At 41.8% G+C, this 11,644-nt stretch carries 8 protein-coding genes; 2 read left to right on the forward strand and 6 right to left on the reverse strand.

Annotated features, from left to right (window positions below; translation table 11 throughout):
- Nucleotides 1–145: 145 nt before the first annotated feature.
- The 4 genes from ilvB to Q0954_RS20615 all read right to left on the reverse strand — a co-directional run bounded on the left by ilvB (nucleotide 146) and on the right by Q0954_RS20615 (nucleotide 6,501).
- Complete coding sequence (ilvB, locus tag Q0954_RS20600) at nucleotides 146–1,891, reverse strand: biosynthetic-type acetolactate synthase large subunit (RefSeq protein WP_299459738.1); 1,746 nt, start codon at nucleotides 1,889–1,891, stop codon at nucleotides 146–148.
- A gap of 133 nt (nucleotides 1,892–2,024) precedes the next feature.
- Complete coding sequence (ilvD, locus tag Q0954_RS20605; protein WP_299459741.1) at nucleotides 2,025–3,701, reverse strand: dihydroxy-acid dehydratase; 1,677 nt, start codon at nucleotides 3,699–3,701, stop codon at nucleotides 2,025–2,027.
- A 110-nt stretch (nucleotides 3,702–3,811) separates the two neighbouring features.
- Nucleotides 3,812–4,699, reverse strand: a complete 888-nt coding sequence (locus Q0954_RS20610; protein WP_299459744.1) for a branched-chain amino acid transaminase — start codon at nucleotides 4,697–4,699, stop codon at nucleotides 3,812–3,814.
- A 467-nt stretch (nucleotides 4,700–5,166) separates the two neighbouring features.
- Complete coding sequence (locus tag Q0954_RS20615; protein WP_299459747.1) at nucleotides 5,167–6,501, reverse strand: NAD(P)/FAD-dependent oxidoreductase; 1,335 nt, start codon at nucleotides 6,499–6,501, stop codon at nucleotides 5,167–5,169.
- A gap of 388 nt (nucleotides 6,502–6,889) precedes the next feature.
- Between Q0954_RS20615 and Q0954_RS20620 the strand changes: the two genes are divergently transcribed.
- Entirely contained in the window at nucleotides 6,890–7,456 is a 567-nt protein-coding gene (locus tag Q0954_RS20620) for a SiaB family protein kinase (protein ID WP_004155941.1), read from the forward strand.
- Nucleotides 7,457–7,694: 238 nt separating this feature from the next.
- On the opposite strand, the gene Q0954_RS20625 is transcribed toward Q0954_RS20620, so the two are convergent.
- Together Q0954_RS20625 and Q0954_RS20630 are read right to left on the reverse strand one after the other, a co-directional pair.
- On the reverse strand, nucleotides 7,695–8,000 hold the full coding sequence (locus Q0954_RS20625; protein WP_299459753.1) for a hypothetical protein: 306 nt from the start codon (nucleotides 7,998–8,000) through the stop codon (nucleotides 7,695–7,697).
- Between the two features lie 36 nt (nucleotides 8,001–8,036).
- Nucleotides 8,037–9,032, reverse strand: coding sequence for a GTP-binding protein (locus Q0954_RS20630; RefSeq protein ID WP_299459756.1), 996 nt, complete (start codon nucleotides 9,030–9,032; stop codon nucleotides 8,037–8,039).
- A 364-nt stretch (nucleotides 9,033–9,396) separates the two neighbouring features.
- On the opposite strand from Q0954_RS20630, the gene Q0954_RS20635 reads away from it, so the two are divergent.
- Nucleotides 9,397–11,604, forward strand: a complete 2,208-nt coding sequence (locus tag Q0954_RS20635; RefSeq protein ID WP_299459759.1) for a hypothetical protein — start codon at nucleotides 9,397–9,399, stop codon at nucleotides 11,602–11,604.
- The last annotated feature ends 40 nt before the right edge of the window (nucleotides 11,605–11,644 follow it).

Below are 11,644 nucleotides of genomic sequence, written 5' to 3' on the forward strand. Positions count from 1 at the left end.
TAAATAAATAATTTTAAACTGTGCTTGCTTTGAAACAGCTGGATAACAGTAGTAATTCTACATGCTAATTTACAGCTTTTCTTTGTACACAACTGATACAAAATTAACCGTTCATCATTATAAGTTGGGTGTTTTAAGCAAGCATTTATTCCAAGCGAATATTAGATATACTTTCTCCGGTGGGAACCATCGGAAAAACATTGGTTTCTTTTTCTACCACCACCTCCAGCAAAAACGAGCCTTGGTGAGCCAGCATATTCTGTAAACCCTCGCCAAGTTGGTTCCTTTCTTCTACCCTTTGGGCACCAATGTGAAACGACTTGGCAAGTGCTACAAAATCGGGGTTGACCATTTCGGTAAACGAATACCTTCTATCGAAAAACAACTCTTGCCATTGACGAACCATTCCTAAGAAACTATTATTTAAAATGATCATCTTGACCGGTATTTGGTATTGCATCAGCGTACCCAACTCTTGGGCAGTCATCTGAAAACCCCCATCGCCTATGATCGCGACTACCTCGCGGTCGGAACGAGCAATTTTGGCACCCATTGCTGCAGGTAGGGCAAACCCCATAGTACCCAAACCACCTGAAGTAATATTGCTATTGGGTTGGTCAAACTGATAATAGCGGCTGGCAATCATCTGATGTTGCCCTACATCGGTTACTATCACCGCTTTGCCTTTAGTTTGGTCAGACAAAGCCTGTACTACTTCAGCCATTTTTAGCTTGGGTGTACTGGGTTGCATGGTTTTGCTTACCACTTTTTCGTTTTCTACCTTTTGGCAATTATCAAACTCTTTGAGCCAATCTTGATGAGAGCGTGCTTTTACCAAAGGCAACAAGGCTTGCAAAGCTTCTTTGGCATCGCCTATGACAGGTACATCTGCTTTTACATTTTTGTCTATTTCGGCAGGGTCTATCTCTATATGTATCACCTTGGCTTGTTGGGCGTAGCGGCTCAAATCGCCAGTTACCCGGTCGTCAAACCTCATGCCTACAGCAATGAGTAAATCAGCCTCATTGGTTTTTATGTTGGGTCCATAGTTGCCGTGCATACCCAAAAAGCCCACATACAAAGGATGATGGGTAGAAAACGACGATAGCCCAAGCAAAGTACTGGCTACCGGAATCCCGGTTTTTTCTACAAAGGTTTGCAAATCATTTTCTGCTTCGGCAAGTGATACTCCCTGACCCATCAATATCATTGGTTTTTGTGCTTGGTTGATGAGTTGAGCGGCTTGCAAAACCTGTCCTTGGTTAAGTTGAGGAACGGGGCGGTAGCTCCTTATTTTTTCGCATTTTTTATACTCAAAATCAAGCACACCAAACTGCGCATCTTTGGTAATGTCAATCAATACCGGTCCAGGTCGTCCGTTTTGGGCGATGTAAAATGCCTTGGCTATAGTAGCAGGTATTTCTTCGGCACGAGTTACCTGAAAATTCCACTTAGTCACTGGGTTAGATATGCCTATGATGTCGGTTTCCTGAAAGGCATCACTGCCCAGCAAGTGACTTGCCACCTGCCCGGTAATACACACCAAAGGAGTAGAGTCTATTTGTGCATCGGCTATGCCTGTGATGAGGTTAGTAGCACCTGGACCTGAGGTAGCAAAGCAAACTCCGGCTTTTTTTGCCAAACGAGCATACCCTTGAGCCGCATGGGTAGCACCCTGTTCGTGGCGGGTTAGTATATGGTTTACCTGGTCGGTATAATGATACAAAGAATCGTATACTGGCATAATGGCGCCTCCCGGATAACCAAAAATGGTATCTACACCTTCGGCAAGCAACGATAATATGAGCGCTTCGGCTCCGCTTACCTTTCGGGGGCTGGTATGGGATTGTTCTCCTGCTGGAGTAGCTACTTTTTGAGCTTGTGCATTCATGGGGTTTGTTGTTTTAAATTAGTTGATAGTCAGTAGTCAGGAGTCAGGAGCTTCTGAAGCTAAGAGCTATTTCTTAATTGAAAATTCTTAAGTAAACCAGCTCCCAACTACAGGTTATCTACTCCCGACTAGCCTATTCATCCGTTACACAGCCCTCCGAGGCCGATGAAACAGTGCGGGCATATTTGCCTAAAATTCCACGGGTAAAGCGCGATTTTGGTGCCTGCCATTGGGCGCGTCGTTGGGCTATTTCTTCCTCCGACAAGTGCGCCACCATTTGGTTGTCTACCGCATCAATCGTGATTCGGTCGCCATCCTTGAGCAAGGCAATCAAGCCACCTTCCTGAGCTTCGGGGCATACGTGTCCCACTACAAAACCGTGTGAACCACCCGAAAATCTGCCATCTGTAATCAATGCCACGCTATTGCCCAGCCCGGCACCCATTATTGCAGAGGTAGGCTTGAGCATTTCAGGCATTCCTGGACCACCCTTGGGGCCTTCGTACCTAATGACTACCACGTGCCCAGCTTTTACTTCTCCGTCCTGAATACCTTTGATAGCCTCAAACTCTCCGTCATACACCTTGGCGGTGCCTTCAAATTTTTCTCCCTCTTTGCCCGTAATCTTGGCTACCGCACCTTGTGTGGCCAGGTTGCCAAATAACACCTGTAAATGTCCCTGAGGCTTTAGGGGTTGGTTTATTGGGAATAGTACGTCCTGATCGTCTTTTACCGGAGCAATGTCAGCAAGATTCTCAGCAAGCGTTTTGCCTGTTACGGTCAAACAATCACCGTGTAGCAATCCCTCGTCCAGCAATAGTTTCATTACAGCAGGAGTGCCACCAATAGTGTGCAAGTCTTCCATCAAGTACTTACCACTAGGCTTGAGATTTGCCAAATAAGGAGTTTTGTCGCTGATACGTTGAAAATCATCCAGGCTTAGATCCACTTCAGCAGCTTTGGCAATGGCAATCATATGCAGCACTGCATTGGTAGAGCCCCCCATGACCATGATCATTGTCAGGGCATTTTCAAAAGCTTTTTTGGTCAATATGTCGCGGGGTTTGATGTCCTCTTCGAGCAGCTTTCTCATAGCTTTGCCCGCATCTATACATTCTTGTTGTTTTTCAGGGCTTTGGGCGGGATTAGAGGCTCCATAAGGTAAACCCAACCCAATAGCTTCTATCACTGTTGCCATCGTGTTGGCAGTATACATACCGCCACAAGCCCCTGCGCCAGGGCACGAATTCTGGATAATTCCTTGATAATCTTCTTCATTCAAACTTCCGTTAAAACGCTGTCCGAGTGCTTCAAAGGCAGATACAATGTTGAGTTTTTGACCTTTGTGACAGCCCGACCTGATGCTTCCACCGTAAACAAGCAATCCAGGGCGGTTCAAACGCGCCAGCGCCATCATAGCTCCCGGCATGTTTTTGTCGCAACCCACTACAGCAAGTACCCCATCGTACCATTGAGCCTGCACTACAGTCTCTATAGAGTCAGCGATAATGTCGCGCGAAGGCAACGAAAAACGCATTCCTTCGGTACCGTTAGATATTCCGTCGCTTACACCTATAGTGTGGAATACCAACCCTACCAAGTCTGCTTCTTTAGTACCTTTTTTGGTTTCCAAGGCCAGGTCGTTGAGGTGCATGTTGCAGGTATTGCCCTCATAACCAGTACTTACTATGCCTACTTGAGGCTTGCTCATATCGTCTTTAGTCAGCCCTATGCCATACAGCATTGCTTGAGAGGCTGGTTGGGTCACATCCTGAGTAATTCTTCGGCTGTATTTGTTCAAAACTGTCATAACTCTTCGTTTGAAACTATCTGTTAGCGTGTGTTTTTTGTTAGCTGCAAGGAGCGAACTACTGGGCATCGCAGAACCCTTGTAGCTTGAAACTTGTCCCTTGTAGCCTTTTATATAATCGTATAAGTTTGGAAATTTTCTTTTCTTACGTGTTGTTGGTATTCTTGCTGTAGTTGATAGCCCAGCGAATCTTCCCAATGTACCGGAAAGTGATAGTTATCTATAGACTTGATGCCAGCTACTTCGCTTGCGGTTCCTGTAAAAAATGCGCTATCAGCTTGTTGGAGTGTTTCAGGTTTGCAGTGTTGTTCGAAAACTTCTATGCCGTTTTCGCGGGCAAGGTCTATGATGGTGGCGCGGGTGATACCAGGCAGAATATTGCCCAAAGGAGGAGTGTATAATTTGCCGTCTTTTTCGTAGAAGAAATTTTGCCCTGATCCTTCAGCAATAAAACCGTTCATATCACAAAGTAAAGCTTCGTCAAACCCTTTTTGTTTTGCTTCTTGGGTGGCAAGTATTGAGTTGGCATACATTCCGCTCAATTTTACTTCCATCGGAAAAGCTTTGGGGTTGGGTCGTTGATACGACGATAACATTACGCGGCAGGTATCATCTCCAAGGTACTTTTCCCAAGCCCACGCCATCATTACCAAGTGAGAGGTTTTGGCAGGAGCCAATGACATTTCTTCGCCCATAAATACCAGTGGACGGATATAAGCATCTTTTAACTCGTTTTTTTCTAACAAAAGATAAGCAATGTTGGTGAGCTCTTCTGTAGAATAATTGAAAGGCATGTGCATGCGTTCGGCAGATCGCTTGAGACGCTCAAAGTGAGCTTTTGCCTTAAATATGGCGGTGCTACCTTCCAGGGTTTTATAAGCCCTTATGCCTTCGAAAACTCCATTGCCATAATGCAATGTTTGACTCTTGATACTACATTGGCTATTGCGGGAATTGATAAATTCACCATCGTGAAATATTATTTTGTGCCTGTTCATTTTTACGGTATTTTGTAGTGTGTTATTTCTGAATTACTTATAAAAAAAGCCTTTCTCTTCGTGAGAAAGGCTTCGTATTTTATATACGAATGCTGCTTCCTCACTTAAAGTAGAGAATAATAATAATGACTAGAATTAGTAGAGAAATACAGACGCAGTGTATCATTATATTATAATATTTTTAATATATAGTTTAAATCTATGTGATATAAAAAAAGCTGTTTTTACGTGGGTAAAAACAGCTCTTTGTTAATTTTTTGTATGTTTACAATTGACAAAGCCATTTCACCCCTGGTCTGTTAATAATGACCAGGATAATAATCAGGTTAATAATGACTAAGTAATTTTGCATTTTTCTTTGTTTGTTAAAATTTGATAGTTCTAATAACAGGGAAAAGATTCCAAGGATCAAACTTTAGTCGTAATTTTTTTTGAGAATATCAATATAGTGCAAGCGTGTGTTAATATCATTCAAAAAGCTCTATCGATTCTATGACTTCCTTCACGGCACGGTAGCCGGTTTCTAATGCCCCGTGAACAGTCCCTAAATGCCCCCAGGCGTTGGTGGCTTCTCCAGCAAAGAATATTTTATCATCTATAGGTTCTGCCAAACTAATACGCTCAGGTTCGGAGTTGAGGGCAGGGTAAGAGTAAGCCCCTTTAATGTACGGTTCTTTGCTCCAGTCCATAATATAGCTATCTACCAGGTTGTTGGTGGCTTTGCGTTCGCCATAAAACTCATCGAGCTCGTGTAGTGCTACATATACCGCTTGTTCGCCCAGACTACTTAAGTATTCGGCATTTTCGCCGTTTACAAAAGCAGTCAATACGTGGTCTTTGGTGTCTTTGCCTATGCCAGTAGCCCAAAACTCAGGCACTTGCCCTCCCGGAAATATAGAGACCATATCTTCTTGCCAAAACCTTTCTTTAAACTTTAGAATAATTTTCATTCCTGCATCCATGCCTATAGTATCTATAGCTTTTTGTTTTTCTTTGTCGAAGGCAGGTAAAAAAGCAATATCGCCTGCTTTAAGCACACTCAGGGGCACGGTTACAATTACCTTGTTGGCAGTATACTGTCCTTTCTTGGTGTCTATCTCTATGAGTTCTTTGGTAGTATCTACCATCACCACTGGACTATTGAGCTGCACCTTGGGCAGTACATCGGCAAAAGTGGCTTTGAGCACTTCGTTGTAACAACCACTCTTCATGGCAAAATTAGACTCACCCGAAGACCATTTTCTGTCTGCCTGTGCCATACTTAGTACTCCCAGACGCTGGTTAGAGGTGCCATATTCGTTGCCATACCAGGCGTTGATTACGTGGTGGTATTGTTCGGGTACTTTGAGGCGTTTTATATAATCAGCCACTGACACTTCTTCGTGGTCGTACTCTTCCCAATTAAGCGTGAATTTATCTACCCTTTCGTAGCTCTCAGCTTTTTGCATTTCTTTGAGACTAAGTACTTTATCTTCTATTTTGTAGAAGGTAGTACCATATTTGATGGGACTAATTACCTCTTTTTGCTGGGCTTGTATTAGTTCGTACCAAGCAGATTTTCGTCCGTGAATTTCTTCTGCCCCCAGCTCTATCGGAAAGTCAGCAAAACCTTCAAGTGCCCTTATTCGTCCGCCTATCACCTGCGACGCTTCCAATATGGTGTATTCAATGCCGCTTTTTCCTAAGATATGCCCAGCAGTAAGTCCTGCTATTCCGGCGCCAATAATAATCACACGTCCATCCCAGGATTTTTCCAGTGAGAACCCATTTTTGATGGCAGGCAAAATTTCATTTCTGTACATATATGAGTTTTTGATTATTGTAACCAAACTTGCCCTGAGTACATGGATTAACTAATAACAAACGGTGACAAGCCTTGGTATTTCAATTTAAAAAATGATCATCAAAATCATAAATTATATAACAAAAACATCCAGTTGACCAGGCAAGAGAGAAATCTTGTAATGTTTATTTTTCATACAAAAGGTGGATGTTGCTCTGCCTTAAAGTTTGGTGAGGGTGGTTAAAAAAAATATGTTATATTGAATTCTTTGCTCGATCAGGAGTGGTTTGATAATTTTTTAAGGCATATTTGTTTAGAAATCGAGTCATTTTTTTTATTTTAGGAGCAACAGATACTTTCAGCTAGTTTTTTTATTTACCTTAACTTTCAAGAGATATACCATACTCATGAGTTCAGAACAGGTTAAACAATACAACGAAGACCAGGATTTTGATTTTTTTGCTTATCAGGCGCAGCTTGAGCGGGAGAACCTAATGCTTTCTTACAAAGGACCTTTAACAGATGTGTTGTTGGCAGAGTTAAGCCGCGATATTAGAGAAAAACTCAAGGATAGCCGAAGGGTAGGAAAAAAAGTGTTTTCTGTTTTTATGGAGTTGACCCAAAACGTACTATATTATTCTAAAGAAGTCAACCACTTTGGCGATCGCGATAGGGTAGGTACAGTGGTTATTTTGCAATACGATGATCACTATCAGGTGATTACCGGAAACATGGTGAGGCGTGAGGCAGCTCCTTTGTTGCTCGATAAGTGGAAAACAGTAACCTCTCTTGATCGTGAAGCATTGCGTGAGTATAAACGTAAATTACGTGATGCCCCCTCAGAGGGAGAAAGCAAGGGTGCAGGCATTGGGTTGGTTCAAGTGGCGCTCACCTCCGATGATCTGGAAATGAAAATAAAACATTTAAGTAATGAGTATTCGTTTTTTGCCTTGTTTGTAAATATAAAGAAATAGGTGCGTTGAATCAATAGTCCGCAGCATTCAGTCGATAGCCCAATGCTGTATGCCTACACACACAGTGAAATAGTTTTAAATTCATCATTGGCTGATAACCGACCAAAGGGAGCTCACCGAAGGTAATTAGTAATTAAATTTGACTAAAATCACTGCGGAGTATTGTTGAATGTAGTCATAAAAAAGCAGGTGATAGTATCAAAAGACTTTTTCACCTGCTTTTGCTGTTTTATCATTCTTAAGTGTTTGTTTGTTCGGCAGGCACCAACACTTCTGTCAGTTCGCTGATATCAATCTCTTCCAACATTTCCTCTTCGTCAAACATACCTAAAGAAATAGCAAAACGGCTCAATCTAAAATATTGGTAAGGTGCCAGGTCGTCGTTGTCTATTTCGGCAAGTTTACAACCATATACCCCTCCTTGAGCCATCATTTTGGCAATTTCTACAATATGATATTTTTTTCCCTTTTTAACCCAACGGCTAGTAGGAACTTCGTTTGGTCGGTTAGTATCATCTATACAAACCACTTCAATATTGGTCATAGCGTACGTATTATTTTTTTGCGAAACTATCTATAATTAAATTTTTGCAAAATACGACTTATCTAAGCAAGAATGGAGTCTTCGCCGTAGAATTTTTTCGTTCAAACTATTTCCTATAAACACAATTTTGCTTGTAGGCGTTTGATTTTCTTCCCAAGTGCTTCCCTCCTCAAAAACAAATTGGTTCTTCACCGATTGAAATACTATTTTTTTCTCCTTGTTGGCAAAGTGCAACACTCCTTTGATGCGATAAATGCCTTTGCTTTGTATGTGCAATAATTGATAAATCCACATTTTAAACTTGTCTTCATCGAAAGGAGCGTCAAAAGAAAAGCTATGCGACACCAACTGGGCGTGGTGGTGCAATAGAGGGCGTATTTGTTGAGTTTTTTGTTCTATGGTGGCTGTTTGGTGCGCTTTGACCGCTAGTAAATCAATGCCTTTAAATTGGGCAAAAGTACCTGCTACTACTTGAGCATAAGGGTTGATGCTAGTAGCCATTTGTTGTATTTGGGTTAGTTGTTTTGCCGACACTTGATCTGCCTTGTTGAGCAATAATACATCGGCAAAGGCAATTTGTTGAGCGGCTACATCGTCGTTGCTTGCCAGAGTTGTTTCAAGGTGAGCTGCATCTACCAAACACAGTGTACTATCCAGTTCAAAGCGGTTTTGTACTTTCATATCAGACACAAAAGCGGCTGCTACCCCCGCAGGATCGGCCACGCCTGTGGTCTCTATAATTAAATGGTCAAAGTCCTGAAACTTGTCCACAAGATGGCGCAAAACTTTGCCCAGTTCTACATTGAGCGTACAGCAAATACAACCATTGGAGAGCTCAAAAATACCGTCTCCAGCACCTACCACCAACTCATTGTCTATAGGTACTTCACCAAATTCATTTTCTATAATAGCAAACTTGGTTTGGGGGTGTTGGGCTATCAAGTGGTTGAGCAAGGTGGTTTTTCCGGCGCCTAAAAAACCAGTGATAATAGTAACGGGTGTTTTGGCGTGTGTAGGGTTTTTTGTAGTCATGTTTTTTGTTGTTGGTGAGTGTAAAACTATACAAACATGAGAATAGTTCATTTAAGGCGTTAGTTGATACAGAATGTAAACATTGTATTTATAATAATTAATATTCTACTGGTAGTTGGGAAAGATAGTGAAACTAAGCTTTAGTTACTTTTACTTGTGTGGATTGTTTATGAAATAATAAAAAACGACTTCCAAATTATGTAGCATTTTGGTAATCAGTACTTTGCGAATTGGTTCTGCCTTTGTTTTGAAAATTTGTTTTCCGTTCAGAAAATCAAAGAAGTATGTATAGTCAGGAGTTTCAATGATTATAACTTATTAACAACAAAACAAAAGCATGATTCAATTACCATACAATAATTCTATGAGAAAGTACAGGCATCTCCTGCTGGTGTTTGTCTGCTCTTTATTTTTTGCCAATACATTTGGACAAGTGACTTACCGCTGGACAGGAGCAGGTAATAATACCGAGTGGCATACTCACGCAAACTGGGAAATCGTAGGGCAACCAGGTGTGCCTACCACCATACCCAAAGGCGATGATGATGTAATATTTGATGCACTGCCAGGCGATGTGACCGTTTACTTTAACGAGGTAGCCACTTGTAAGACCCTCAACACACAAAACCTGGATCCGGCGAAGAAGTTGTCTTTTGCTTTTATTAGTTCATCTCCTAGAAAGATTATTATCAACGGTTCGCTATTGTTGAATGATAACACGGTGTTTATTGACAATAATGGCACAGGTTTAGGAACAGTAGAGTTTTCTTCACAAAGCAGTGGCAACCAAATTTATTTAGGGGCAAACACCCACCATGAGGTCTCTCTTAATTTTGTTGACATAGGTACCTGGACAGCGATTAGTAATGTCCACACTACTGCTAACATTAGGGTAACCCAGGGGACTTTGAATATAGAGGGTAAAAATATTCAATGTAATGATTTTAGGTCATACTATGGAGACTCTCGTACCATCAATATGAAGAACTCGACCGTTGTTGTGAACTACTGGGTGATGGAAAACGCCTCTCAGGTGACATTGGATACTGAAGGGTCTGACCTTCATATCTTGAAGGGAGATGTGACCAGAGTTTATATGGGGAACCATAATTACGATAAGGTCACTTTTGGAACCACACCTGATCACACACTACTTATTGAGATAAATTATCCTAACTTGGGGGCTGCTAAAATTAAGCAGGCAATTATGAAGTCTACGATTACTCATAGACCAGCTATCGAGTACGAAAACCTGACCCTTGAGCCAGGCGTGAGCCTTTTCCTGGCTAGTAAAGCTACTTGTACCAATAGTTTTACTGCCAATGGTACTTGCGACCAACCAATCAAAGTGTATACCTATCAAGGGACCGCAGCTATTAGCACCAATGGTTTGTTTTTAAACTTGCCCAATAGTGCGGCTTTTCAAAGCAACTATATGCAAGTAGAAAAGGTGGTGGCAAGAAGTACTACTCCAGGACTGTTGCCCTTTACTTTACAAAACGGGCTGAACCTTGATGAGCCTGCCAATACAGGTACCAACGGCTGGACTTTTGTGCCTCCCATGAACAGAGACTTGCTATGGGTTGGAGGGCGAGGAAATCCAGCCACATACAATTGGTCGGATGTAAACAACTGGGTATTGAAAAACAATCCTTCACAAGCGGCGGGGTGCTTGCCCGGACCCACTGATCGGATTCACTTTGATCAATCTTCTTTTGTAAATGGAGGAGATGTAGTAGTTGATTTAAACAATACTTACTGTAGCGATATGCTATGGGACGCCAATGTAGCCAATGCTGCCCACCGTCCAGTTTTGACACAAAGTAGTAAAGACAAGAATTTATATATCTACGGGTCGTTGCAATTGGCAGCGGCTATGGATATAGCTTTTACCAATATCATAGAGTTAAAGGGAGGAGTAGGGGCGCATACCCTTACTACGGCAGGGCAAACCTTGAAATGTCCTATAAGAATTCATGCCGAAGGAGTGTATACTTTGCAAGATGACCTTACTTCGGAAAGCACTTTGTATTTCCGGCAGGGAACCCTGCACGCGATTAATAAAACGATCAGTGTCGAAAGCATTTCTGATGAAGGAAAAGAGCAGCGTTATTTGATTTCAGGTCCTCGTGCGTTTAATTTTTCGGGGTCAACCTTGAACATTAAAGATTTTCTGATTTTAGGTGGAGCAGTGAGTCCTACTACAGTCAATGCGGTTAACTCTACAATTAATATGTTGGCAACAACCAGCGCAAAATTAGGGGGATCAGCAGTAGATGCTTTTCACGATGTAATATTTCATAGCACTACCGATATTAATGCAAGCATACATGCCAAAAGTACCACCACGTTTCATGATGTAACCATTTACTCTGCTAAAACTAAAATTACTGGTACTCAATCTTATAACACCCTTGACCTGAAAGGTTCTGTATTGTTTGAACAACACGATAACCGTACTTATGGTGACCTGATGTTGACCAAAGGAAAGGCTTATCAGTTTGACAATACCAAAGGCAATTATAAGATTATGTCTAGGTTAAACGCACTATTGGCGAACGTAAAGCCCTAAAATATTCATCAAGTACTCATCATCCCAACTAGCTTTCTTT

The sequence above is a fragment of the uncultured Microscilla sp. genome (assembly GCF_947493425.1).
In the GTDB taxonomy this organism is placed as follows: Bacteria; Bacteroidota; Bacteroidia; order Cytophagales; family Microscillaceae; genus Microscilla.